At 58.5% G+C, this 22,896-nt stretch carries 27 protein-coding genes; 18 read left to right on the top strand and 9 right to left on the bottom strand.

All coding sequences use genetic code 11. From position 1 onward, the window contains the following. Window positions 1-89: 89 nt before the first annotated feature. From V6N04_RS08375 to V6N04_RS08305, 15 genes are all read left to right on the top strand, one after another. Window positions 90-1,280 (top strand): phage portal protein, encoded by a 1,191-nt coding sequence (locus V6N04_RS08375; protein ID WP_371169696.1) that lies wholly within the window; start codon window positions 90-92, stop codon window positions 1,278-1,280. A gap of 15 nt (window positions 1,281-1,295) precedes the next feature. Further along, window positions 1,296-1,868, top strand: coding sequence for an HK97 family phage prohead protease (locus V6N04_RS08370; protein ID WP_371169695.1), 573 nt, complete (start codon window positions 1,296-1,298; stop codon window positions 1,866-1,868). 33 nt (window positions 1,869-1,901) lie between these two features. Continuing rightward, entirely contained in the window at window positions 1,902-3,107 is a 1,206-nt protein-coding gene (locus V6N04_RS08365) for a phage major capsid protein (protein WP_371169694.1), read from the top strand. 171 nt (window positions 3,108-3,278) lie between these two features. Continuing rightward, the gene (locus tag V6N04_RS08360) at window positions 3,279-3,887 is read left to right on the top strand and encodes a head-tail connector protein (protein WP_371169693.1); all 609 of its coding nucleotides are present in this window, start codon (window positions 3,279-3,281) and stop codon (window positions 3,885-3,887) included. Then, window positions 3,884-4,222 (top strand): phage head closure protein, encoded by a 339-nt coding sequence (locus tag V6N04_RS08355; protein ID WP_371169692.1) that lies wholly within the window; start codon window positions 3,884-3,886, stop codon window positions 4,220-4,222. The genes V6N04_RS08360 and V6N04_RS08355 overlap by 4 nt, the downstream gene beginning before the upstream one ends. Beyond that, window positions 4,219-4,629, top strand: coding sequence for a DUF3168 domain-containing protein (locus V6N04_RS08350; RefSeq protein ID WP_371169691.1), 411 nt, complete (start codon window positions 4,219-4,221; stop codon window positions 4,627-4,629). Before V6N04_RS08355 ends, V6N04_RS08350 begins: the two co-directional genes overlap by 4 nt. Window positions 4,630-4,655: 26 nt before the next feature. Beyond that, window positions 4,656-5,069, top strand: a complete 414-nt coding sequence (locus V6N04_RS08345) for a phage major tail protein, TP901-1 family (RefSeq protein ID WP_371169690.1) — start codon at window positions 4,656-4,658, stop codon at window positions 5,067-5,069. A 2-nt stretch (window positions 5,070-5,071) separates the two neighbouring features. Continuing rightward, a complete protein-coding gene (locus V6N04_RS08340; RefSeq protein WP_371169689.1) occupies window positions 5,072-5,404 on the top strand; it encodes a gene transfer agent family protein in 333 nt (110 codons plus the stop codon). After that, window positions 5,401-5,613 (top strand): phage tail assembly chaperone, encoded by a 213-nt coding sequence (locus tag V6N04_RS08335; RefSeq protein ID WP_371169688.1) that lies wholly within the window; start codon window positions 5,401-5,403, stop codon window positions 5,611-5,613. The genes V6N04_RS08340 and V6N04_RS08335 overlap by 4 nt, the downstream gene beginning before the upstream one ends. 5 nt (window positions 5,614-5,618) lie before the next feature. Then, a complete protein-coding gene (locus V6N04_RS08330; RefSeq protein ID WP_371169687.1) occupies window positions 5,619-6,281 on the top strand; it encodes a phage tail tape measure protein in 663 nt (220 codons plus the stop codon). 26 nt (window positions 6,282-6,307) lie between these two features. Next, window positions 6,308-6,940, top strand: a complete 633-nt coding sequence (locus V6N04_RS08325) for a phage distal tail protein, Rcc01695 family (RefSeq protein WP_371169686.1) — start codon at window positions 6,308-6,310, stop codon at window positions 6,938-6,940. Further along, on the top strand, window positions 6,940-7,893 hold the full coding sequence (locus tag V6N04_RS08320; RefSeq protein ID WP_371169685.1) for a DUF2163 domain-containing protein: 954 nt from the start codon (window positions 6,940-6,942) through the stop codon (window positions 7,891-7,893). The genes V6N04_RS08325 and V6N04_RS08320 overlap by 1 nt, the downstream gene beginning before the upstream one ends. Then, on the top strand, window positions 7,886-8,341 hold the full coding sequence (locus tag V6N04_RS08315; protein WP_371169684.1) for an NlpC/P60 family protein: 456 nt from the start codon (window positions 7,886-7,888) through the stop codon (window positions 8,339-8,341). The genes V6N04_RS08320 and V6N04_RS08315 overlap by 8 nt, the downstream gene beginning before the upstream one ends. Continuing rightward, entirely contained in the window at window positions 8,341-12,267 is a 3,927-nt protein-coding gene (locus V6N04_RS08310) for a baseplate multidomain protein megatron (RefSeq protein WP_371169683.1), read from the top strand. The genes V6N04_RS08315 and V6N04_RS08310 overlap by 1 nt, the downstream gene beginning before the upstream one ends. 3 nt (window positions 12,268-12,270) lie before the next feature. Then, a complete protein-coding gene (locus V6N04_RS08305) occupies window positions 12,271-12,582 on the top strand; it encodes a DUF7742 family protein (protein ID WP_371169682.1) in 312 nt (103 codons plus the stop codon). Here V6N04_RS08305 and V6N04_RS08300 read toward each other — a convergent pair. Then, complete coding sequence (locus V6N04_RS08300; RefSeq protein WP_371169681.1) at window positions 12,563-12,901, bottom strand: TraR/DksA family transcriptional regulator; 339 nt, start codon at window positions 12,899-12,901, stop codon at window positions 12,563-12,565. The two genes, V6N04_RS08305 and V6N04_RS08300, sit on opposite strands and share 20 nt — an antisense overlap. Before the next feature lie 85 nt (window positions 12,902-12,986). On the opposite strand from V6N04_RS08300, the gene cysE reads away from it, so the two are divergent. Beyond that, window positions 12,987-13,790 carry a serine O-acetyltransferase gene (gene cysE, locus V6N04_RS08295; protein WP_371169680.1) on the top strand — a complete coding sequence of 268 codons (804 nt, stop codon included), beginning with the start codon at window positions 12,987-12,989 and terminating at the stop codon, window positions 13,788-13,790. Window positions 13,791-14,232: 442 nt separating this feature from the next. On the opposite strand, the gene V6N04_RS08290 is transcribed toward cysE, so the two are convergent. The 8 genes from V6N04_RS08290 to V6N04_RS08255 all read right to left on the bottom strand — a co-directional run bounded on the left by V6N04_RS08290 (window position 14,233) and on the right by V6N04_RS08255 (window position 21,541). After that, entirely contained in the window at window positions 14,233-15,528 is a 1,296-nt protein-coding gene (locus V6N04_RS08290; protein ID WP_371169679.1) for a pyruvate dehydrogenase complex dihydrolipoamide acetyltransferase, read from the bottom strand. A 12-nt stretch (window positions 15,529-15,540) separates the two neighbouring features. After that, on the bottom strand, window positions 15,541-16,905 hold the full coding sequence (locus tag V6N04_RS08285) for a pyruvate dehydrogenase complex E1 component subunit beta (protein ID WP_371169678.1): 1,365 nt from the start codon (window positions 16,903-16,905) through the stop codon (window positions 15,541-15,543). A 136-nt stretch (window positions 16,906-17,041) separates the two neighbouring features. Continuing rightward, the gene (gene pdhA / locus V6N04_RS08280) at window positions 17,042-18,043 is read right to left on the bottom strand and encodes a pyruvate dehydrogenase (acetyl-transferring) E1 component subunit alpha (RefSeq protein WP_371169677.1); all 1,002 of its coding nucleotides are present in this window, start codon (window positions 18,041-18,043) and stop codon (window positions 17,042-17,044) included. 157 nt (window positions 18,044-18,200) lie between these two features. Beyond that, window positions 18,201-18,503, bottom strand: coding sequence for an FtsB family cell division protein (locus V6N04_RS08275; RefSeq protein ID WP_371169676.1), 303 nt, complete (start codon window positions 18,501-18,503; stop codon window positions 18,201-18,203). Between the two features lie 238 nt (window positions 18,504-18,741). Beyond that, window positions 18,742-19,635, bottom strand: coding sequence for a fructose bisphosphate aldolase (locus tag V6N04_RS08270; protein ID WP_371169675.1), 894 nt, complete (start codon window positions 19,633-19,635; stop codon window positions 18,742-18,744). A gap of 232 nt (window positions 19,636-19,867) precedes the next feature. After that, window positions 19,868-20,038, bottom strand: a complete 171-nt coding sequence (gene hemP / locus V6N04_RS08265) for a hemin uptake protein HemP (protein WP_371169674.1) — start codon at window positions 20,036-20,038, stop codon at window positions 19,868-19,870. Then, window positions 20,035-20,172 carry a hypothetical protein gene (locus V6N04_RS08260; protein ID WP_371169673.1) on the bottom strand — a complete coding sequence of 46 codons (138 nt, stop codon included), beginning with the start codon at window positions 20,170-20,172 and terminating at the stop codon, window positions 20,035-20,037. The genes hemP and V6N04_RS08260 overlap by 4 nt, the downstream gene beginning before the upstream one ends. 178 nt (window positions 20,173-20,350) lie before the next feature. After that, complete coding sequence (locus V6N04_RS08255) at window positions 20,351-21,541, bottom strand: phosphoglycerate kinase (protein ID WP_371169672.1); 1,191 nt, start codon at window positions 21,539-21,541, stop codon at window positions 20,351-20,353. 153 nt (window positions 21,542-21,694) lie between these two features. On the opposite strand from V6N04_RS08255, the gene V6N04_RS08250 reads away from it, so the two are divergent. Both V6N04_RS08250 and V6N04_RS08245 read left to right on the top strand, forming a co-directional pair. Then, complete coding sequence (locus tag V6N04_RS08250; protein ID WP_371169671.1) at window positions 21,695-22,195, top strand: peptidylprolyl isomerase; 501 nt, start codon at window positions 21,695-21,697, stop codon at window positions 22,193-22,195. Beyond that, a complete protein-coding gene (locus V6N04_RS08245; protein WP_371169670.1) occupies window positions 22,188-22,829 on the top strand; it encodes a peptidylprolyl isomerase in 642 nt (213 codons plus the stop codon). The genes V6N04_RS08250 and V6N04_RS08245 overlap by 8 nt, the downstream gene beginning before the upstream one ends. Window positions 22,830-22,896 lie beyond the last annotated feature (67 nt).

Here is a 22,896-nt window from a genome sequence, read left to right as displayed (position 1 = left end):
GCTCGGGCGGCGCGACCATGCGTCCCCGGACAGGAGAGGTTTGTTTGGGGCAAGCCCCGATGAGCCAAAACGCGAGGAGCACCAAGGGCATGGTATTTGACTTTCTTAAGCGTGGCGAAACGGGCGCAACGGCGTCTGGCCCATCTGAGACCAAGGCGTCCGCCACCGGTCCGGTGATCGCTTATGGCGGCGCAGGTCGTGTGGCCTGGAGCCCGCGTGACGTGGTGAGCCTGACCAAGACCGGATTTGCGGCCAACCCGGTTGGGTTTCGGTCCGTCAAGCTGATTGCGGAGGCTGCGAGCGCGCTGCCGCTGGTCTTGCAAGATGACGCGCAGCGTTATGAGACGCACCCATTGCTGGGCCTGCTGAGCCGCCCCAATGCAGCGCAGGGTCGCGCTGAGTTGTTCGAAGCCTTCTTTGGTCAACTTCTGTTGACCGGCAACGGATATCTGGAGGCTGTACCGGGAGAAGATGGCGCACCGGTTGAGCTGCATGTGTTGCGCTCTGATCGGATGGCGTTGGTGCCGGGCGCGGATGGCTGGCCGGTTGCATATGACTACACGGTTGGGTCGCGAAAGCACCGGTTCCATGTGTCAGAGGGCGTGTCACCGATCTGTCATGTGAAAGCGTTCCACCCGCAGGATGACCATTACGGGCTGTCTCCGTTACAAGCGGCGGCCACGGCGATTGATGTGCATAACGCGGCAAGCCGCTGGTCCAAGGCGCTGTTGGATAATGCCGCGCGGCCCTCGGGTGCCATTGTTTACAAGGGTGCGGACGGGCAGGCGCAGCTGAGCGCGGATCAATATGATCGGTTGTTGTCCGAGATGGAAAGCCACCACGTCGGCGCGCGAAATGCGGGGCGACCGATGCTGCTGGAAGGTGGGCTGGACTGGAAGCCGATGGGGTTCAGCCCCTCGGACATGGAGTTCCAGAAAACCAAGGAGGCCGCAGCGCGCGAGATTGCACAGGCCTTTGGGGTGCCGCCGATGCTGATCGGCATTCCGGGGGACGCGACATACGCCAATTACCAAGAGGCTAGCCGGGCGTTTTATCGCCTGACGGTGGTGCCATTGGTGTCGAGGGTCGCGGCCAGCGTGGGCCATTGGCTGGCGAGTTTCAGCGGAGAGGACGTGGTGTTGAAACCCGACCTCGACCAAGTGCCCGCGCTGTCCTCCGAACGAGATCAGCAATGGAAGCGTGTGGCTGAAGCTAGCTTTCTGACCGACGCCGAAAAGCGCAGCCTGCTGGGCCTGCCTCCGATTGCTCAAGATCAATAAGAAAGGGGCACAGAGATGTCTGATGACCTAACCAGCTTCGGGCTGGAACATAAATTCGTGCAGCTTGGCAAGACCGCCGAGACCGATGAAGGCATCCTGATCAAGGGCTATGCAAGCTTCTTTGATCAGGTGGATACGGGTGGCGATATCGTTGCCCCCGGTGCCTACGGCAAATCACTAAGCGCGCTGAAAACGGCGGAGCGCGGCGTGAAGATGTTGTGGCAACACGACCCGGCCCAGCCGATTGGCGTCTGGGATGACGTCCGAGAAGACGCCAAGGGACTTTTCGTCAAAGGTCGGATCCTGACCGATGTCGAGAAAGGCCGCGAGGCTGCGGCTTTGATCGAGGCCGGGGCGATTGATGGCTTGTCCATCGGCTATCGCACCAAGAGAGCCACGAAGAACGACAAGGGCCAGCGGCTCTTGACCGAGTTGGAGTTGTGGGAGGTGTCGCTTGTGACATTCCCGATGCTTCCGACGGCGCGGGTGGGGGCAAAGGGCGACACGCTTGATGCGACCGACACCACTTTGCGTGAACTGGCGGCTTCTTTGAATGAAGCCCGCCACATGCTGGCCCGTAAACCCTGAGCCAGCGATCTGACCCCTGAAAAGGACCCATAGATGAGCACGAAAGAGACAAAAGCTCAGGGCCAGTCGGCTGTAGCAACTGGCCTAACTCCGGCTGCCGAGGTGAAGACCGCGCTGGCTGGTTTCATGAGCGATATCAATGATTTTCACGACGATGTTTCAACAAAACTTCAACAACAGGAAGAGCGACTGACCATGCTGGATCGCAAATCTCAAACACCTGCGGGCCGCCCGCACCTTGCCGCCGCTGCCGATTTGGAGGCTCCTCATCAGAAAGCCTTTGAGGCCTATGTACGCGGTGGTGACGATGACGCGCTGCGCGGGTTGGAAATGGAAGGCAAAGCGATGTCTTCGGCCGTGGCTGCCGACGGTGGTTACCTGGTTGACCCGGTGACGGCTGACACCATCAAAGGTGTGCTGAACAACGCGGCGTCTTTGCGCTCGGTCGCGAATGTGGTGAATGTCGAAGGCACGGCATATGATGTGTTGATCGACCAAGGTGATCTGGTGACGGGTTGGGCGTCGGAAACGGCGGATTCGGTTGAGACCGGCACGCCCAAGATCGACCGTATCTCGATCCCGTTGCACGAGCTGTCTGCCCTGCCGAAGGTCTCACAACGTCTGTTGGATGACAGCGCATTTGACATCGAAGGCTGGCTGGCTGGTCGTATTGCTGACAAGTTCTCGCGTGCTGAAAGCGGTGCGTTCATCACTGGTGACGGTGTTGAGAAGCCTGTCGGTATCCTGAACCACACCACAATCGACAACGCCAGCTGGACTTGGGGCAATCTGGGCTATGTCGCGACCGGTGAGGCCGGCGATTTCAACGCCACCACGCCTGCGGACGCAATCTTTGATCTGATTTATGCACTGGGTGCGGATTATCGCGCCAATGCGGTCTTCGTGATGAACTCGAAAACCGTGGGTGCTGTGCGCAAACTGAAAGACGCGGATGGTCGCTTCTTGTGGTCGGATGCCACTGTTGCGGGTGAGCCTGCACGTCTGATTGGCTACCCGGTTCTGATCGTCGAGGATATGCCCGACATTGGTGCAGACAGCCTGTCGATTGCCTTTGGTGATTTCGCTGCAGGCTACACGATTGCGGAACGCCCTGACACGCGCATCCTGCGTGACCCGTTCTCGGCCAAACCGCACGTGCTGTTCTATGCAACGAAGCGTGTTGGCGGTGACGTCAGCGACTTTGCGGCGATCAAGCTTCTGAAGTTCTCGGCGTCCTAAGACCCCGAACCTGAGACCCCCGTGTGGCCCGCCTGTGGCACGCACGGGGATAGGGCGCGCACTGGCCTTAACCCGTGTTGTCTAGCTGCTCCCCCTCCGTCCGAGCAATACGGACGGTGCGCGCCCAACCCATCCCCCTGACGTGAGGGGCCCGAATTTCGGAGATGATCCATGATGTTAGTCGAGCAGACCACTGTGCCGGGCACGGCCCTTCCGGTCGCCCAATTCAAGGACCACCTGCGGCTGGGCACCGGGTTTGCCGATGACGGGGTGCAGGATCAGGTGCTGGAAACCTACCTTCGCGCCGCTATGGCCGCGATCGAGGCCCGCACCGGCAAGATCCTTCTGTCCCGTGCGTTCACCTGGACGCTGACCGCGTGGCGTGATTTGGCTGCGCAAGCGTTGCCAGTGGCGCCAGTTAGCCAGATCACCAGCCTGACGATCACTGATCGACTGGGCGGAACTGAACTGATCGCCGACAGCCGTTACTTGCTGGAGGTTGATCTGCATCGCCCACGCTTGGTGTCGACCGGTATCTGTCTGCCAGCAATTCCAGTGGGTGGTCAGGTCGTTATCGGCTTTGACGCCGGCTTTGGTGCGGGTTGGTCTGATATGCCGGCCGATATCGCGCAAGCGGTGATGATGCTGGCGGCGCATTACTATGAAAACCGTTCTGATGCCGGAGGGGGTTCAATGGGTCGGTCACAGTTGCCCTCGGATGTCGCGCAGTTGATCCAGACCTATCGCACTGTGCGCCTGTTTGGCGGAGGTGGCGCATGAAGCTGCCAGTCCTGAACCACAAGCTAACGCTTGAAATGCCAGTGCGTGCGCCCGACGGCGCGGGTGGTTTCACCCAAAGCTGGCAGGCGCTCGGTGATCTGTGGGCTGAATTGAAGCCCGGTACCGGACGTGAGCGGGCGGCGGGTTTTGCCACTGTGTCGACCGTGACGTTTCGTATCACGGTGAGGGCTGCGCCGGATGGTGCGCCGTCGCGGCCAAAACCGGATCAGAGGTTCCGTTCAGGCGCGCGATTGTTTCGCATCCTTGCGGTGACCGAAGCGGATGTAGGTGCGCATTATCTGACCTGTTTTGCGCAAGAGGAGGTCTCGGCATGAGCTATGGCGTTTCAGCTGCCTTGCAACAGGCGGTTTATCAGCGGCTTACGGCGGACACGACGCTGTCTGGTTTGGTTCCCGGCGCGATCTACGACGCGGTTCCTGCTGGGATCATTACCGGGACTTACGTGAGCCTTGGACCAGAGGACGTGCGCGAGCGATCCGACAAGACGGGCTATGGCGCGCTGCATGAAATCACGGTGAGCGTTGTAACCGACGCGGCCGGCTTCCAAGGGGCCAAACAAGTGGCGGCTGCCGTTAGTGACGCGCTGGTCGATGCCACCTTGGTTTTGGCGCGCGGCTCGCTTGTTTACCTGAATTTCCATCGCGCGCGGGCGCGGAGGGTCGAGGACGCTGATGTGCGTCGGATCGACCTGCTTTTCCGCGCGCGTGTGCAAGACGACTAATCCATTTGAATTAACGGAGTGAACCCATGGCTGCGCAAAACGGCAAGGACCTTTTGATCAAGCTCGATATGACCGACACCGGCGTGTTCGAGACCATTGCAGGCCTTCGGGCCACACGGCTGAGCTTCAATGCGGAAAGCGTTGATGTGACCAGTCTGGAAAGCACCGGCGGTTGGCGCGAGCTTCTGGGCGGAGCGGGGGTGAAGTCCGCCTCGATCTCGGGCTCGGGCGTGTTCAAGGACGCGACAACCGACGAGCGTGCGCGCCAGATCTTTTTCGACAACGAAGTGCCAAATTTCCAAGTGATCGTGCCCGATTTCGGCGTGGTCGAGGGGCCGTTCATGATCACCTCGGTCGAATATGCGGGATCGCATAATGGCGAGGCGACATATGAGCTGTCGATGGCCTCGGCCGGTGAACTTAGCTTCACGGCGCTTTGATCATGGCGAACCCCTGGACAGGTGAGGTTTCGTTGGTGATCGACGGCACCTCGCGGGTGATGAAGCTGACCTTGGGTGCTTTGGCAGAGCTTGAGACGCAGCTGGGTGAAGACACGATCATCGGCTTGGTCGAACGGTTCGAAAGTGGGGCGTTTTCCAGTCGTGACGTGCTGGCCCTGATCGTGGCCGGGCTACGAGGCGGGGGCTGGCAGGGGACTGCGAAAGACCTGTTGTCTGCCGAGATTGAGGGTGGGGCTGTCAAGGCGGCGCAGGCGGCTGGTCAGCTTCTCAGCCGTGCCTTTGCGCAACCCGTCGACAGCGAGGCCACTGTGTGAGCGAGGCTCCTGCCTTCGACTGGTCAGGCCTGATGCGGTTGGGGCTTGGACAATTGGGTCTGCGCCCGGCCGAATTCTGGGCGCTGACACCGATCGAGCTGATCGTGATGGCCGGTCTTGATGACAAACCCGCGCCCTGTTTGCGGTCGCGGTTGGAGGAACTGGCCTTGGCCTTCCCGGACACGGGTGGCGGGCCCTCTGAAGGATAGAATTAATGGCTGGACTAGACAGTATCGACAGTTTTGAAGACCAAGTTGACGCCTTGGAAACCGCCTTGGGCGGTGCGCAGGCAATGACGGCTGGGTTTGTCTTTGAACTCAAAGGTATGCATTCAACCGTGTCTGATCTGAGCGCGGACGTGAACACACTGTCGAATGGCATTTCGTCCGGTTTGCGCAAAGCGTTCGACGGCCTGGTCTTCGATGGCATGAAGCTGTCAGACGCGCTTAAAACGGTGGCCAAGTCGATGACTGATGCGGCCTATAACGCGGCGATCAAGCCTGTGACCAACCATTTCGGCGACATATTGGGGCAGGGTGTTGGGGCGTTGACCAACGCGTTCTTGCCGTTCGAGAAGGGCGGTGCGTTTGCGCAGGGACGCGTTGTGCCGTTTGCCAAAGGCGGGGTCGTCTCAAGCCCGACGACATTCCCGATGCGTGGGGCAACGGGCCTGATGGGCGAGGCCGGGGCAGAAGCGATCATGCCGCTTGCCCGTGGGGCGGATGGGCGTCTTGGGGTGCAGGCGGGTGGCGGCGGCCGTCCTGTCAACATCACCATGAATATCTCGACCCCCGATGTCGAAGGCTTCCGAAAATCTCGCAGCCAGATCGCATCACAAATGTCGCGCGCTTTGTCGCGCAGCCAACGTCACCGCTAATTTCATTAACCGAGGAGGGTTGACCCATGTCATTCCACGAAGTCCGGTTTCCGGCAAATCTGAGTTTTGGATCGGTGGGTGGGCCTGAGCGGCGCACGGAGGTGGTCACGCTGGCCAATGGTTTCGAAGAACGCAACACGCCGTGGGAGCATTCGCGCCGCCGCTATGACGCGGGGATTGGCATGCGCTCGCTTGATGATGTCGAGAAGTTGATTGCGTTCTTTGAAGCGCGGCGCGGGCAGCTCTTCGGGTTCCGGTGGAAGGACTGGTCGGATTACAAAAGTGGGCTTCCGTCAAAGGATCCAGACTACACTGATCAGCTGATTGCCTGGGGTGATGGCGAAACAACTGTGTTTGCGGTGACCAAGACCTATCGGTCTGGCACAGATACTTATGCCCGTCCCATTCAGAAGCTGGTCGAGGGGACGGTGAAACTTGGCCTGAAGGGCGATCCGCTGATTGAGGGTACACATTTCACCGTTGATCATGACACCGGCCATGTCACTTTTGTGACGGCGCCCGAGACCGGGGCCGAAGTGACAGGGGGCTACGAGTTTGACGTGCCTGTTCGCTTTGACACGGATGGCATTCAGACGTCGGTTGCGTCTTTCCACGCAGGCGATGCCCCGAACGTTCCAGTGGTGGAGGTGCGGGTCTGATGGCGCTTTCGCAGGAACTACAGGCCCATTTAGGGGAAGGTGTCACAACCATTGCGCGGTGCTGGAAAGTCACGCGACGTGATGGCGTTGTGTTTGGTTTCACCGATCACGATCAGGACATGCAAATAGACAATGTACCCTACCGGGCCGATACCGGCATGACGGCGCGCGCACTGAGCCAGACGACCGGTCTGTCCGTTGACAACACCGAAGCGTTGGGTGTGCTGAATGCGGCGTCGATCAACGAAGCAGACATACGCGCCGGACGCTATGACGGGGCCGAGGTCGAGGCGTGGTTGGTCAATTGGGTTGATACCAATCAGCGTTACCTTAGATTTCGCGGGACTGTCGGCGAATTGGCGCGCGAAGCGGGCGGATTTCGGGCCGAGCTGAACGGATTGTCAGAAGCGCTGAACCAACCTCAAGGCCGCGCCTACCAGCTGCCGTGTTCGGCGGTACTTGGCGATGGCACCTGCCGGTTCAATCTGAACCAGTCTGGCTATCGGTTGGAAATCGCAATTGACGACAACACGGACGAAACCACGTTCAGCTTCTCGGATATGGGGCCCTATCCCAACCGCTGGTTCGAACGCGGACGGCTTGTGGTTCTTAGCGGGCAGGCGAAGGGGCTTATGGGGCTGATCAAGAACGATCGCAAGCTCGCAGATGGGCAGCGCAAGGTCGAATTGTGGGAAGCGCTCCGCGCCGAGATTGAGCCCGGTGACATGGTGCGTCTGGAAGCTGGCTGTGACAAACTGCCGGGCACCTGTCGCGTCAAGTTTAACAATATGCGCAATTTCCGCGGCTTCCCGGACATCCCCGGCGAGGATTGGCTGATGTCCTATCCTGTTGGTCATGGCCGGAACGACGGCGGTGACGCGCGTGAAACCAACGATGCCTCGGGTTTGTTCGATGGCCTGTTGAATCCGTTCAACCCGACCTCGAATGACTGACGTGACCGAGTTGGAATACCAGATCGTTGCCGAGGCGCGCGATTGGTTGGGCACGCCATACGTGCATCAGGCGTCTCGCAAAGGTGTCGGATGCGATTGCCTTGGGCTGATCCGAGGCGTCTGGCGCGAGATGTTCGGCGAAGAACCTGCGACGGTGCCGCCCTATACCGCCGACTGGGCCGAAGCGGCCGGGATCGAGGCTCTGTGGCAGGCTGCATGTGCGCATCTGCGCGAACGGCCCGTCGAGAATGCCCGTCCCGGCAATGTGCTGCTTTTTCGTATGCATGGCGGGTCGGTCGCGAAGCATCTGGGCATCTTGTCGCGCGATGGTGCATCGCCTGCCTTCATCCACGCCTATAGCGGCCACGGTGTGGTCGAGAACTCTCTGTCTTCCCCGTGGGCCCGTCGTGTCGTGGCCTGCTTTGCATTTCCTGAAAGGACAAGCTGATGGCAACGATTATTCTTTCCGCAGTCGGTGCGGCCGCTGGTGCCTCGATCGGTGGCGGTATTCTTGGGCTGTCATCGGTGGTGATTGGCAAAGCGATCGGGGCCACGCTGGGTCAGGCGATCGATAACCGTATTCTGGGTGAGGGGTCCGAGGCGGTAGAGACCGGCAAAGTGGACCGGCTTCGCCTGACCGGCGCATCAGAAGGGGCCGCCATTCCCATGATCTATGGGCGCGCGCGAGTCGGCGGTCAGGTGATCTGGGCCACGCGCTTTAAGGAAACAGTGACGACGACAGGCGGCGGTGGCGGCGGTAAAGGCATGCCATCCCCGCCAGAACCGGAGGTCACGACCTATAGCTACTCGATCAGTCTTGCGATTGCGCTTTGCGAGGGTGAGATTACGCGGGTTGGGCGTATCTGGGCGGACGGCAACGAAATTTCACGCAGTGACATTACGATGCGGACTTATAATGGCACGGAGACGCAGCTGCCGGATCCCAAGATCGAGGCCGTCAAGGGCGCCGGCAACGCTCCCGCCTATCGCGGTGTGGCGTATGTGGTGATCGAGGATCTGCCGCTGGCGTCCTATGGAAATCGGGTGCCTCAGTTCAGTTTCGAAGTGTTTAGACCTGAACAACGCAACCAACCAAAAGAGGTCGCGCGAGGCACGCGGGCCGTCGCGTTGATCCCGGGGACTGGAGAGTACTCGCTTGCCACGACGCCTGTTTACTACAAAAGCGGGCCGGGTGTGGTCGAAGGGTCGAACATGAATTCACCGTCCGGGTGGACGGACTTCAAGACTTCGTACCGGATGATGCAACAGGAGCTGCCGGGGTGTCAGAATACGGCGTTGGTCGTTTCATGGTTTGGCAGTGATCTGCGCTGTGGCAATTGCCAAATCCGCCCGCGGGTTGAGCAGAAAGCCGTTGATGGCGACAGTATGCCATGGAGCGTATCCGGCCTTGACCGGAACCAGGCGGGTTTGGTGCCGCGCGACGATCAGGACCGGCCTGTCTATGGGGGGACTCCGTCTGATAGGGCAGTGATGGAGGCCATTGCCCTTGCCTCAGAAGGGCAGCGCAAGGCCACGTTCTATCCGTTCATTCTTATGGAGCAGATGAAAGGAAATTTGCTCCCGGACCCGTGGACCGGCAATCTAGGTCAAGCGGTTCTGCCTTGGCGAGGACGTATTACGACCTCGTTTGCGCCGGGCCACGTGGCGTCGCCGGACGGAACGCCGTTGGCCACCGCACAGGTCGCAGCTTTCTTTGGCAACGCGCAACCTGGTGATTTTGCCGTAACGGCCAATGGCGTCAGCTATACGGGCCCCGCCGGGTATTCTTATCGCCGTTTTATCCTGCACTATGCACACCTTTGTGCTGCCGCGGGTGGTGTGGATGCCTTCCTTATCGGCTCTGAACTGCGCGCACTGACCCAAATTCGCGGACCGGGCAACAGTTTTCCGGTGGTCGATCAACTGATCCAACTTGCCGCTGATGTACGTTCGATCCTTGGGCCAGACACAAATATCTCTTACGCTGCTGATTGGTCAGAGTACTTCGGCTACCACCCGCAAGACGGATCGGGCGATGTGTTCTATCACCTCGACCCATTGTGGAGCCATCCCGAGATCGACTTCATAGGCATCGACAATTACATGCCTATGTCGGACTGGCGCGATGGGTTCGACCATGCGGATGCGAATTATGGTTCGATCTATAATCTAGGTTATTTGCGATCCAACATCGAAGGCGGCGAGGGGTACGACTGGTATTATAAGAATGCTGAATCCCGCAATCTTCAAATCCGTACACCGATCACAGATGGCGCCCATAACGAGCCTTGGGTCTATCGCTACAAAGATTTACGCAATTGGTGGGACCGTTCACACCACAACCGGGTGGCGGGTGTGCGTCAGACTGTTCCGACCGATTGGTTGCCCGGATCAAAACCGTTCTGGTTCACTGAACTGGGGTGTGCCGCGATTGATAAGGGCACAAACCAGCCCAATAAGTTTCTCGATCCCAAAAGCTCGGAAAGCCAGCTGCCATACTATTCGAACGGGCGGCGCGATGATCTGATGCAGGCGCAGTACCTACGCGCGACGTATGATTACTGGGGCAACCCGAAGAAAAACCCGGTTCACAGTGCCACTGGTGTGCAGATGCTTGATATGAGCCGGGCCCATGTTTGGGCATGGGACGCTCGGCCGTTCCCTCAGTTCCCGAATCTGAAGGGCCTGTGGAGTGACGGGGCGAATTACAATCGTGGCCACTGGCTGAACGGTCGCGTGTCTTCGCGGTCTCTGGCCTCGGTTGTGTCCGAGATCTGTGACCGCTCAGGTGTCACCCGCTATGACGTATCCAAACTTTACGGGTTGGTGCGTGGCTATGTGGTGGACCAGATCGGTGGGGCAAGGTCGGCCCTTCAGCCTTTGATGCTGGCTTACGGGTTCGAAGCGATTGAGCGTGAAGGCGTCCTGATCTTCAAAAGCCGTACCGGACGTGTCGACCATGTGTTGGATTCTGAAAAAATGGCGCTGTCTCCTGATCGCGATACCACGCTGGAACGGATACGTGACCCCGAGGCTGAAATCGCCGGTCGCGTGCGCCTGACTTATGTGGAAGGCGAAGGGGATTACGACATCCGCTCGGTCGAAGCGATCTTCCCGGATGAAACAAGCAGGTCCGTTGCGGCCTCGGAAATTCCGTTGATCATGACCCGCACTGAGGCACGTACCATCGTGGAACGCTGGCTGTCCGAAGCGCGTGTGGCCCGGGACAAGGCCACGTTTGCGTTGCCTCCGTCAGAACTCGACATGGCAGCAGGCGATGTGATCGAGCTTGAGACCGACGCAGGCACCGAGCAATATCGGTTGGACCATGTCGAACAAACCAGCGTGCAGACCATTCGGGCGGTTCGGGTCGAGCCCGGCTTGTTCCAACCCTCCGATAGTGTGGAGCCAGCGCCTGCGGTGAAACCCTATATCCCGCCAGCGCCTGTCTTCCCGCTGTTTCTTGACTTGCCGCTGCTCACAGGGGACGAGGTTCCGCATCAGCCGCGTATCGCGGTGGCGTCGCGCCCTTGGCCGGGGCAGGTGGCTTTGTACAGTTCCGTTTCTGACAACGGGTATGCGTTGAACCGGATGGTGACCAACCCGTCGATCATTGGCGTGACCGAAACCGTTTTGAACAACGCGCCACATGGAGTGATCGACCGAGGGCCTGCACTGCGGGTGAAACTGACCGAAGGGACGCTTTTTGCGACCTCGATCACTGATATGATCAACGGCGCCAATGTGGCGGTGATCGGTGACGGCAGCCCGGGCAACTGGGAGGTCTTTCAGTTCGCTGGGGCTGAATTGGTGGGCGAAAGGACTTACGACCTGACCTTGCGCCTGCGAGGGCAGGCGGGCACGGACGCTGTTATGCCGGATAGCTGGCCGGTGGGCAGTTATGTTGTGATGTTGGGCGCACATCAGGCGCAGATCGCGCTGCCGTCCTCTGCCCGTGGATTGAACCGGCACTACCGGATCGGCCCTGCGCGTAAACCACTGTCGGACCCGTCCTATTTGCACGAGGTTCACGCATTCAAGGGCATTGGCTTGCGACCTTATGCACCTGTGCATTTGAATGCGACGGATCTCTCAGGCGACCACGCCATCTCGTGGATCAGGCGCACCCGGATTGACGGTGACAACTGGGGCGATGTTGAGGTGCCGTTGGGCGAGGCCAGCGAACGCTATCGTTTGCGGATCATTGACGGGATCAGCGTCAAGCGCGAGGTTGAAGTGACAACCGCGAATTGGACGTACAGTTCTGCTCTGCGAAGTGCTGATCTGGTGTCAGGTGCGTATGTGGTCGAAATCGCGCAGGTCTCGGACCGGTTTGGTCCTGGTCCCTATACTCGGTTGGACGTGGCGTTATAGCATATGCGCCCTGTTCTTCCCGGTGATGTTGCCGCAGCCGGTTGCGCCTTACTGGTGCTGCCGGCCCCCAAACGCCCCGGTGCAATGTTGGAGATGCTGCATCGCGCCGAGGCCGCAGACCGCTATCGCCGCGCGCTGGGCCGCGCCCATCCCGCTTGGGGCAATGGCAGTTTGGGGTCGGTCGCAATGTCTCTCCCACGTACGGCAGAGCCGTTTCCGAACGATCCTGACTACGTGGATTGCATGATGACGGTCTTCGCCGCCTTGAAAGCACGCAATGATCGTCGCGCGGTTCTTAACCGGTCGCGCAGCTGACGCATTTTGCGGCGCAGGGGTCAAGGTCAAGACGGCCCGTCGGGATCGCCTCGCCGCAATCCTCGCAATACCCAAACTCACCCTCATCCATCCGCGCAAAGGCTGCGTGAATGCGTGTGCGCTGGGCAGTCCGGCGCGCACCAGTCGCCTTCGCCATCGCCTGATTTTGTAACGCATCCATACGGATCAAACGCCCGACAGCTTGCTGATCAAGCTCGACCGTCTTCTGGCCCAAGGCCCCCCGTGCGTCGTCCCGGTCCAGCGTTTCAAGCTCTGTAGTTAACTGTTTGCGGTAGGTTTCGATTTGCGTTTCATTCATTTCAAATATCTTACCCATCACAGCTTTGCATTTTGAACTCCGATCTTATGTGGTGTAAAAGAAGCGTTCAACTTGAGGATAGAACATGGCCGAGAAACGCGCAGTTTTGACCGAAATCGACCCGGTCTGGGATCGGATCACCCAAGAAGCCAAGCAAGCCATCGCAGATGAGCCGCTTTTGGGCGGGCTTGTCGGCGCATGTGTGTTGCACCACCGCACGCTTGAAAAGGCGCTATCTTACCGGTTCGCTGCCAAACTCAGCTCGAACGAGATGAGCATGGTGTTGCTGCGCGAAATCGCGGACGAGGCCTATGCGGAATGTCCAGAACTGGCCGAAGCCGCTCGTGCAGACATCACTGCCGTTCTGGATCGTGACCCGGCCTGCCACCGGATGTTGCAACCGGTGCTCTATTTCAAGGGCTACCAGGCGATGCAAGCCTATCGCCTTGGCCATTACCTGTGGACACAGGGGCGTAAGGACCTGTCCTATTTCATCCAGATGCGCTGCTCCGAGGTTTACGGGATCGACATTCACCCCGGCGCGCGCATCGGTCGCGGGATCATGATTGACCACGCCCATTCGATTGTTATCGGGGAAACCGCCGTGGTTGGTGATAATGTCTCGATGCTGCATTCGGTGACGCTGGGCGGAACCGGCAAAGAGGATGAAGAGCGTCACCCGAAAATCGGAGATGGCGTTTTGATCGGAGCCGGGGCCAAAGTGCTGGGCAACATCAAAGTTGGGGAATGCTCTCGTATAGCCGCAGGGTCGGTCGTGTTGGAGGAAGTTCCGCGCAACAAGACCGTCGCCGGTGTGCCCGCACGGATTGTGGGCGAGGCCGGTTGCGATCGCCCTGCGCTCAGCATGGATCAGACGCTTATCCAATAACATCGGCGGAAATCCGCAAACTTGCGGCAGATCAATGTTTTAATCTGGCGAGTTCATCTATACGGAACCCCTGAACACTGAAGCGTTTTGAATTATTGTTAAAGTCGACAATTGTTTGAAACGCTCGGAACCTAATAATATTGTGGGCGTCTCGAAATCAAGTTGTAGCCCAACTTAATCTCGAAACGCTGTTGGTGGGAGACCTGATATGATGAAAATTTGGCTTGCGACTGTGGTTGGTTTCTCAACCCTTTTTCTTGTCGCAGTGGCCGGGTAACCGACCCCTAAGCGGATCAAAGTGATCCCTCTAATTGGCCAAGGGCGACGCATCTGCGCCGCCCTTTTGTTTTGAAATATCAATGCCCAAACCGTACTGACAAAAAAACGGCCCAAAACAGAATGCCTGTTTTGGGCCGTTTACGGTAACTCTGTGCCAGTGCGCTTAAGCCAGCATCGTCATCGGGTTCTCAAGGTTATCGACAATAGCCTTCAACAGATTTGCACCCACTGCACCGTCGATCACCCGGTGATCCACAGACATGGTCACGCTCATGATCGTGGCGACTGTCAGCTCTCCGTCATCCCCGACGACCGGTTTTTTGACGCCAGTACCGACGGCCAGAATGCCCGCATGGGGTGGGTTCACAATCGCGTCGAAATTATCGATGCCAAACATGCCGAGGTTTGAGATTGCAAAACTGCCACCCTGATACTCATGCGGGGCAAGTTTGCGTTCGCGGGCGCGACCAGCGAGGTCCTTCATCTGGGTCGATAGGCTAGACAGCGATCTTTGATCGGCATCCTGCAACACTGGCGTGAACAAACCGCCTTCGATGGCAACCGCAACCGCAACGTCCGAAGCTTTCATCTGCAATACGCGATCACCGGCCCAAACGGCGTTGGCTTCAGGCACTTGTTGAAGCGCGATGGCAACGGCCTTGATGATGAAGTCATTGACCGACAGTTTGGTCCCGCGCGCTTCCAATTGCTTGTTCAACTGGCTGCGGAACTTCAGCAGCGCGTCCAATTTGATGTCGCGGCGCAGGTAGAAATGCGGAATGGTTTGCTTGGCTTCTGTCAGGCGCGAGGCGATGATCTTGCGCATCCCGTCAAGCTTAACTTCCTCGAACTCGCGATCTTGATACATCGCGGCGACCGCATCAGCCGAAACGGATGGCGCGGGCGCTGATGCAGCAGGTGCACTTGTTGCAGCCGGGGCGGCGGTAGGAGCCGCTTTGGTAGCAGTTGCCCCTTCAACGTCGGCTTTGATGATCCGACCTTTCGGGCCTGATCCCGTGATCTGCGTCAGGTCCAAACCCTTGTCAGCCGCAATGCGACGTGCCAGTGGAGACGCGAAAACACGTGTACCATCAGCAGCTTGCGGGGCAGGGGCCGCGGGAGCAGAAGCGGCGGGTGCCGAAGCTTCAACCGCTGCAGGAGCGGCCTCAGCTGCGGCAGCAGCAGGTGCGCTGGCGGCGGTGTCGCCAACCTCTTCACCTTCTTCAACAAGGATCGCGATGGCGGTGTTCACTTTCACACCTTCGCTGCCCTCGGCCACAAGGATTTTCCCGATGATGCCTTCATCAACGGCTTCAAACTCCATCGTGGCTTTATCGGTTTCGATCTCGGCCAACAGGTCGCCAGATGCAACCTCGTCACCTTCTTTCACCAGCCATTTCGCCAACGTGCCTTCTTCCATCGTGGGCGACAGGGCGGGCATGAGAATTTCGATTGCCATATCAGTGTCTCCTTAACGATAGGTTACGGCTTTGGCGGCATCGATGACCTCTTTCGTGGTCACGAGCGCGAGCTTTTCTAGGTTGGCGGCGTAAGGCATGGGCACGTCCTTACCGGTTAGGCTGATGACTGGTGCGTCGAGGTAGTCGAACGCCTCCTGCATCAACACGGACGAGATGTGACCGCCGATCGAGGCAACCGGCCAGCCTTCTTCCACTGTGATGCAGCGGTTGGTCTTCATCACCGATTGGATCACGGTTGTGGTGTCCATCGGACGCAATGTGCGAAGGTCGATGACCTCGGCCGAGATACCGTCTTCGGCCAGCGCATCGGCGGCTTCCAAGGCGTATTTCATACCGATCCCGAAGCTGACGATGGTGACGTCCGAACCCTCGCGCCAGATACGCGCTTTACCGAAGGGCACCGTGTAGTCATCCATGACCGGCACATCGAAGCTTTGGCCGTACATCAACTCGTTCTCAAGGAACACAACGGGGTTCTGGTCGCGAATGGCCGATTTCAACAGACCTTTTGCATCCGAGGCCGAGTAGGGCATTGCCACATGCAAACCGGGTATCTGCGCATACCATGCCGCATAATCCTGAGAGTGCTGTGCGCCCACGCGGGCGGCGGCACCGTTGGCACCACGGAACACAATAGGGCAGGACATCTGACCGCCTGACATATAGCGCGTCTTGGCGGCGGTGTTGATGATGTGGTCAATCGCCTGCATAGCGAAGTTGAAGGTCATGAACTCGACAATCGGTTTCAAGCCGCCCATCGCAGCACCAGCGGCAAGGCCGGTGAAACCATGTTCGGTGATCGGTGTGTCAATCACGCGCTTGGCACCGAATTCCTCGAGCAGACCCTGACTGATCTTATAAGCACCCTGATATTCGGCGACTTCTTCGCCCATCAGGAACACAGTGTCATCGCCGCGCATTTCTTCGGCCATCGCGTCACGCAATGCTTCACGCACAGTCGTTGACTTCATCTCGGTGCCGGCCGGAATGTCGGGTTCAGCAACCACAACGGGGGTGATCGGTTGGGCCGCAACGGCTGAGGCAGGAGATTCGGCCACGGGGGCAGCGGCTTCGGACGCGACAGCGGGAGCTGCGATATCATCCGCGCTCTCACCCTCTTCGATCATCACAGCGATGGGCGTGTTTACCTTCACGCCTTCAGAGCCTTCAGCGATCAGGATCTTACCGATGATGCCTTCATCAACCGCTTCAAACTCCATCGTCGCTTTGTCGGTCTCAATCTCGGCAAGGATGTCGCCCGATGCGACCTCGTCACCCTCTTTGACCATCCATTTCGCCAGTGTTCCCTCTTCCATCGTGGGGGACAGGGCGGGCATCAATACTTCAGTAGCCATTCTTTTTTCTCCTCTGTCCTAAAGTGTTTTGGCTTGAGCCTGAAACAGGCTTGAGCCGAAACGCAGTAGAACCTCTCGATGATCCAGGCGTTTCGGGAATAACCGGCGCCGCCAGTTATTCCCGAAACGCTTTTGGTCAGGCGTAAATATCGGTCCACAGCTCTTCGAGCGCGGGTTCTGGGCTTGTTTTCGAAAACTCAGCCGCATCATTCACGACAGCTTTGATTTCCTTGTCTATTGCCTTCAGGTCGTCTTCGGATGCATGCTTGCCCTGCAAAAGAAGCTCGCGCACATGCTCGATCGCGTCACGCTCTTCGCGGACTTTCTGAACCTCTTCACGGGTTCGGTATTTGGCAGGGTCCGACATGGAGTGACCACGGTAACGGTATGTTTTCATTTCTAAAATATAAGGGCCATTGCCTGAACGACAGTGTTCAGTCGCCCGCAGACCAGCTTCCTTCACCGCGACGACATCCATGCCATCGACGGGTTCGCCCGGAATGCCGAACGCCTCTCCTCTGGTGTAGAGCTCAGGCGTGGAAGAGGCGCGTTTCAACGCTGTTCCCATCGCATATTGGTTGTTTTCAATCACATAGATCACCGGCAGCTGCCAAAGCTCCGCCATGTTGAAGCTTTCGTAGATCTGGCCCTGATTGGCCGCGCCATCGCCGAAATACGTGAATGTGACGCCACCGTTTTCTTTGTACTTGTCTGCAAAGGCGAGGCCGGTGCCGATGGGGACCTGTGCGCCGACAATCCCGTGGCCACCATAAAAGTGCTTCTCGGTCGAGAACATGTGCATCGAGCCGCCTTTGCCGCGCGAATACCCACCCTCGCGGCCCGTCAGTTCAGCCATGACGCCTTTGGGATCCATGCCGCAGGCCAACATGTGGCCGTGGTCGCGATAAGAGGTCAGGCGTTTGTCGCCTTCCTTCGCTGCGGCCTCTAGCCCGACAACAACAGCCTCTTGTCCGATATAGAGGTGACAGAATCCGCCGATCAGACCCATGCCATAGAGCTGTCCTGCCTTTTCCTCGAATCGACGGATCAACAACATCTCGCGGTAAAACTCGAGAAGCTCTTCTTTGGATGTATTTGATTTTGCGGACTTTTTCTGGGCGCTTTTCCGGGCTGCCATGTGGCGTTCTCCTCCTGGCGTCAGCTTGCATCTTAACGATAGTTTAGTGTTAAACTATCTTATACAGAGTTTGCGCCTTTAGGTCGACAAAAACTTGCCGTTACGCAAAGCAGGCCGCTATGCGTCGTGTGCAACTCTTTAGATTGGGAGTGGGAAGCTACCGCAATACAACTTCGTCTGCGCGGACCATGCCCAGGATCGAACGGGCTTGTTCATCAAGCAGGTCGAGGTCGAGGTATTCGTCTGACAATCGGTGCGTCTTATTGGAAAGGGCGGCAATCTCGGCCGAGAGCACATCACGCTCTTTCATAAGCGCTTGCGTCTCAGCCTCGATTTGCACGCGACGGAATAAACCATAGTCGCCCTGTACGCTGGCAAACGTGAAGTAGATGCCGAGGCCAACGACCACGACGAAGTAGATTGCTCCACCAAATCCAGCTTGTGTACGAGGTGCGCCCATAGGCTTCCTGTCTGTATGTACTGCCTCTTGCCCATCTCTTTTCGGACGGTGCAAGGGCACTATGGCACAGGTGATTCGCGATGTGAATCCTAAATCGAATCGGTCGGCGGATTTTCTTACCGGACGCGCGGGTGGTGGGCGGCGGAGCCTCCGGCGGGGATATTTTGGGAAAGAAAATGGAGCAGCTATGCAAACGGCCCGCAACGAAGCGCGGGCCGTTGTCGAAGCACGGCAGTGATTAGCCGGCTTTCGAGGCGTCGCAGATGCTGGTGATGGTCTCGGCAATTTCGCCGTTGAACGCGTCGTCGGATTGTTGTGCAGAAAGTCCTTCGGTCAGGGCGCGAGAGAAGCTGGCGATCATGCCGGTGTTCTGGCACAGGCGCGCGTTTGCTTCGGCGCGAGAGTATCCGCCGGAAAGTGCCACGACAGAGGCGACACGTGGGTGATCGACCAGAGGTTTGTAAAGGTTCGCGACCTCGGGCAGGGTGAGTTTCAGCATCACTGTCTGGTCGTCATTCAGCGCGTCGAGCTGGGATTTCAACTCAGCCAACAGGATCTCTTCCGCTTGGGCTTTGTCATCGATGGTGATGTTCACCTCTGGTTCGATGATCGGGATCAAGCCGTGGCCGAGGATCTGTTTGCCGACCTCAAACTGCTGGGCGACGTTGGCTTTGATACCTTCTGGGTTCGCCGCATTGATGACCGAACGCATCTTGGTGCCGAACACATCCGCTTTCACCGCGCGTTCGCAAAGTGTATCAAGCTCGGGCATAGGGTTCATCAGTTGCACGCCGTTTTCTTCGGCGGCCAGACCTTTGTCGACTTTCAGGAAGGGGACGACGCCGCGCTCTTCCCACATATATGTGGCGGTGGGTTTGCCAGCGATTTCCCGATCCATGGTCATTTCGAACAGGATCGCGCCGATCACCCTGTCGCCTGTGAATGACGGGGCTTGCGCGATACGCGAGCGCATGGCGTGGATCAGGTCGTACATTTCAGCGTCGTTGGAGTAGGCGTCTTCTTCGATCCCATAAAGGCGCAGCGCTTTCGGGGTGGAGCCGCCCGACTGGTCCAGGGCTGCAATGAAGCCCTGACCGGCTTTGATCTTATCCAGTTGTGCTTTGTTCGGCATGTCGACCCCATATCAATTTGGATGAATTTCCCCCGTATTAAGGGAGAGGGCGAAGGCATGCAATTCTGCTGGCGCTAACGGAACCAAGAAGAATTTAGGGCAGGGGTGTAGGGGGGATGGGGGCAAGGTTGGATGAAACGGTCGTGGACCTTGCCCCCAGCTTTGGCGCGCGGAGTTCGGAAGACGGGGAACGCAGACCGAAACGCGCCGCGGCATTCTGTGTGTGCCGGGGTTATTTGGTCAGGATCAGCTTTCCGGCACGGGTGATCGTGAGGGTGTAGACCATGTCGTTCAGGACAATCTGGGCTTTCTTGCCGAAATCAGTCAGGGCCATTGCGTCGTGTCGCGGCGGCGCGGCGTGCGTGTCGGTGTCAAAGGCCGAGCTGGGCAGGGGGGCGGTCATGTGCGGTCTCCTTCAAGGCAGGCCTCGATCCATGCGGCAAGAGATTTCAGGCCGGGCAGAATGGGCATAAGGGATTGCGTGGGGGATGGGATGTTGGTGGTGGCCATTTTGGGGCCTTTAAATAAATCAGTCATCTTCGCGCTCCTGATGCAGGTGTTTGGTGCTTTCAGGTCTCCGGCTGGTCGCGGGTGCGATTGGCTGATGTGATTAACTTACTAAAATAGTCAGATAAGAGTCAAGCGGTGTTTTGAAAAAGAAAAAGCCCCGCAGATTTATGCTGCGAGGCTGATTATATATAGTACTTTCAAATGGTTACTGGGAGAGTGCCGCCACGCCCGGCAATTCCTTGCCTTCCATCCATTCCAGAAACGCGCCACCAGCGGTGGAGATATAGGTAAAGTCCTTAGCCGCATCCGCTTTGTTCAGGGCCGCGACCGTGTCGCCGCCGCCGGCGACCGAAATCAAGTGGCCTTCAGCGGACAACTCGGCGGCTTTGCGCGCTGCGGCGTTGGTGGCCGCGTCGAACGGTTCGATCTCGAACGCACCCAGTGGGCCGTTCCAGATCAGCGTCTTTGCATTCTGGAACGTGGTGGCGATCCGCGCGACCGTATCGGGGCCTGCATCCAAGATCATCGCATCGGTGGGGCAGGCGTCGGCCGGTAGTGTTTCATTGGCCGCACCAGCAGCAAACTCACGGGCAACCACGATATCTGACGGCAGGATAATCTCGCACCCGTCCTCTTCGGCTTTGGTCAGGATGTCACGCGCTGTCTCCGCAAGGTCGTGTTCGGCCAGTGACTTGCCAACATCAATGCCTTGCGCGGCAAGGAAGGTGTTGGCCATTCCGCCACCTATAATCAGGTGGTTCACTTTTCCCACCAGGTTGCCCAGTAGGTCCAGCTTGGTGGACACCTTTGCGCCGCCCACGACGGCAACCAATGGACGATCGGGGTCACCAAGGGCTGCCTCCAGCGCCAACAATTCAGCCTGCATCAAGCGTCCAGCGCAGGATGGTAGCAACCGTGCCAGGGCCTCGGTCGAGGCATGCGCACGGTGCGCCGCCGAAAACGCGTCGTTGCAATAAATATTGCCCAATGCCGCCAGCGAGGCAGCGAAACCACCGTCATTCTTGGTCTCGCCTTCATGAAACCGGGTGTTTTCCAACAGCAGCACTTCGCCGGGTTCCAGCGCGGCGACGGCTTTCTTGGCGGGGCCACCAATGCAGTCGTCGGCAAACTTAACCGGAACGCCCAACGCGGCTTCCAGCGCGGGGAGGACGACCGACAAGGACATGTCCGGCACGCGTTGACCTTTGGGACGTCCGAAATGGGCCAGAAGAACCGGCTTCCCGCCAGCCGCCATTATGTCGCGAATGGTGGGCAGGATGCGTTGAATGCGGGTGTCATCGGTGACCACGCCATCTTCGACCGGCACATTGATATCTACACGTACTAAAACGGTTTTTCCGTCCAGCTCCATGTCGTCGAGTGTTTTCCAGGCCATTGGTCCCTCCATCAGCTACCGACGTGTTGCACACCAAAAGCGTGCGCGGGTCAACAGGCGGGGGCGAAAATGCCTTGATCGCCCCTTTCATCTTTGCGCGCCCACGCATAGTTTGTCGCCAAAGACACAACACTCAGACTACAGGAGGCCCAGATGGCCGAATACAAAGATCCCGAAAACACCATCCTGATGGAACTGAAGAACGGCACTGTCGTGATCGAGCTTCTGCCCGACGTGGCCCCGAAGCACAGCGAGCGCATGAAGGAACTGGCGCGCTCGGGCGAATATGACGGTGTTGTTTTTCACCGTGTGATCGATGGCTTCATGGCGCAAACCGGCGATGTCGCCAACGGCAAAGACCCGATGACCCTGCGCCACGCTGGCACTGGTGGGTCGTCGCTGCCTGATCTGCCAGCTGAATTCTCCAAACTGCCCCATGATCGTGGCACGCTGGGTGCGGCGCGGTCGCAAAACCCGAACTCGGCCAACAGCCAGTTCTTCATCAACTTCAAGGACAACAGCTTCCTGAACGGTCAATATACGGTCTATGGCCGCGTGACGTCCGGTATGGAACATGTCGACGCCATCACCCGTGGCGAGCCGCCAGCAGAGCCTGACATGATGATTTCGGTCAAGGTTGCGGCAGATGTCTGAGGAATACGGCAAACGTGACAGGACGACCTTTTGGGTCGCCTTTCTGGCCGGGGTGGCATTGATCGTCGGTTATGCGATTTATTCGTTCTGGCCCAACGAACCAGAGCCGGTTGATCTGGCCGCGCTTGGCGACGCACCCAAGTTAGAGCTGACCATCGAAGGGCAGGCGCAAGGCAATGTGGTCATTACGCTGCGCCCCGATCTGGCCCCGAAACACGTCGAACGTCTGGTGACACTCGCACAAGAGGGCGCTTATGACGGTGTCGTCTTCCACCGGGTGATCGACGGGTTCATGGCGCAAACCGGTGATGTCGAGTTTGGCCGACTGGACAGCGCCGACACCAGCCGGGCTGGCATGGGGGGCTCGAGTTATCCCGACCTACCTGCCGAGTTCTCGGATGTTCCCTTTGCACCGGGCATCGTTGGCATGGCGCGGTCGCAGAGCCCCGACTCGGCCAACAGCCAGTTCTTCATCATGTTCGAACAAGGTGATTTCCTGAATGGCCAATATACGGTGGTCGGGCAAGTGACCGACGGGATGGACGTTGTGCAGAAAATCAAACGTGGCGAGGGCAACAACGGCGCTGTGACCAGCCTGCCGGACGTGATCGCTCAGGCACGCGTGGTCGAATAAGCCATCGACTAACCACTGCGCACATTCGCTCAAACCCCCGTGAGGGGGGCTATGGGGCCTCTTCTTT

The sequence above is a fragment of the Aliiroseovarius conchicola genome (assembly GCF_041403445.1).
Lineage (GTDB): Bacteria > Pseudomonadota > Alphaproteobacteria > Rhodobacterales > Rhodobacteraceae > Aliiroseovarius > Aliiroseovarius conchicola.
Note: the sequence above shows the minus strand (reverse complement) of the source record. Positions and strands in the feature narration are given on the sequence as shown.

Bases quoted from the DNA above. Each gene is read 5' to 3' on its own strand.
- V6N04_RS08375 (WP_371169696.1), top strand. From the start codon at position 90: ATGGTATTTGACTTTCTTAAGCGTGGCGAAACGGGCGCAACGGCGTCT.
- V6N04_RS08370 (WP_371169695.1), top strand. From the start codon at position 1,296: ATGTCTGATGACCTAACCAGCTTCGGGCTGGAACATAAATTCGTGCAG.
- V6N04_RS08365 (WP_371169694.1), top strand. From the start codon at position 1,902: ATGAGCACGAAAGAGACAAAAGCTCAGGGCCAGTCGGCTGTAGCAACT.
- V6N04_RS08360 (WP_371169693.1), top strand. From the start codon at position 3,279: ATGATGTTAGTCGAGCAGACCACTGTGCCGGGCACGGCCCTTCCGGTC.
- V6N04_RS08355 (WP_371169692.1), top strand. From the start codon at position 3,884: ATGAAGCTGCCAGTCCTGAACCACAAGCTAACGCTTGAAATGCCAGTG.
- V6N04_RS08350 (WP_371169691.1), top strand. From the start codon at position 4,219: ATGAGCTATGGCGTTTCAGCTGCCTTGCAACAGGCGGTTTATCAGCGG.
- V6N04_RS08345 (WP_371169690.1), top strand. From the start codon at position 4,656: ATGGCTGCGCAAAACGGCAAGGACCTTTTGATCAAGCTCGATATGACC.
- V6N04_RS08340 (WP_371169689.1), top strand. From the start codon at position 5,072: ATGGCGAACCCCTGGACAGGTGAGGTTTCGTTGGTGATCGACGGCACC.
- V6N04_RS08330 (WP_371169687.1), top strand. From the start codon at position 5,619: ATGGCTGGACTAGACAGTATCGACAGTTTTGAAGACCAAGTTGACGCC.
- V6N04_RS08325 (WP_371169686.1), top strand. From the start codon at position 6,308: ATGTCATTCCACGAAGTCCGGTTTCCGGCAAATCTGAGTTTTGGATCG.
- V6N04_RS08320 (WP_371169685.1), top strand. From the start codon at position 6,940: ATGGCGCTTTCGCAGGAACTACAGGCCCATTTAGGGGAAGGTGTCACA.
- V6N04_RS08315 (WP_371169684.1), top strand. From the start codon at position 7,886: ATGACTGACGTGACCGAGTTGGAATACCAGATCGTTGCCGAGGCGCGC.
- V6N04_RS08310 (WP_371169683.1), top strand. From the start codon at position 8,341: ATGGCAACGATTATTCTTTCCGCAGTCGGTGCGGCCGCTGGTGCCTCG.
- V6N04_RS08305 (WP_371169682.1), top strand. From the start codon at position 12,271: ATGCGCCCTGTTCTTCCCGGTGATGTTGCCGCAGCCGGTTGCGCCTTA.
- V6N04_RS08300 (WP_371169681.1), bottom strand. From the start codon at position 12,901: ATGAATGAAACGCAAATCGAAACCTACCGCAAACAGTTAACTACAGAG.
- cysE (WP_371169680.1), top strand. From the start codon at position 12,987: ATGGCCGAGAAACGCGCAGTTTTGACCGAAATCGACCCGGTCTGGGAT.
- V6N04_RS08290 (WP_371169679.1), bottom strand. From the start codon at position 15,528: ATGGCAATCGAAATTCTCATGCCCGCCCTGTCGCCCACGATGGAAGAA.
- V6N04_RS08285 (WP_371169678.1), bottom strand. From the start codon at position 16,905: ATGGCTACTGAAGTATTGATGCCCGCCCTGTCCCCCACGATGGAAGAG.
- pdhA (WP_371169677.1), bottom strand. From the start codon at position 18,043: ATGGCAGCCCGGAAAAGCGCCCAGAAAAAGTCCGCAAAATCAAATACA.
- V6N04_RS08275 (WP_371169676.1), bottom strand. From the start codon at position 18,503: ATGGGCGCACCTCGTACACAAGCTGGATTTGGTGGAGCAATCTACTTC.
- V6N04_RS08270 (WP_371169675.1), bottom strand. From the start codon at position 19,635: ATGCCGAACAAAGCACAACTGGATAAGATCAAAGCCGGTCAGGGCTTC.
- hemP (WP_371169674.1), bottom strand. From the start codon at position 20,038: ATGACCGCCCCCCTGCCCAGCTCGGCCTTTGACACCGACACGCACGCC.
- V6N04_RS08260 (WP_371169673.1), bottom strand. From the start codon at position 20,172: ATGACTGATTTATTTAAAGGCCCCAAAATGGCCACCACCAACATCCCA.
- V6N04_RS08255 (WP_371169672.1), bottom strand. From the start codon at position 21,541: ATGGCCTGGAAAACACTCGACGACATGGAGCTGGACGGAAAAACCGTT.
- V6N04_RS08250 (WP_371169671.1), top strand. From the start codon at position 21,695: ATGGCCGAATACAAAGATCCCGAAAACACCATCCTGATGGAACTGAAG.
- V6N04_RS08245 (WP_371169670.1), top strand. From the start codon at position 22,188: ATGTCTGAGGAATACGGCAAACGTGACAGGACGACCTTTTGGGTCGCC.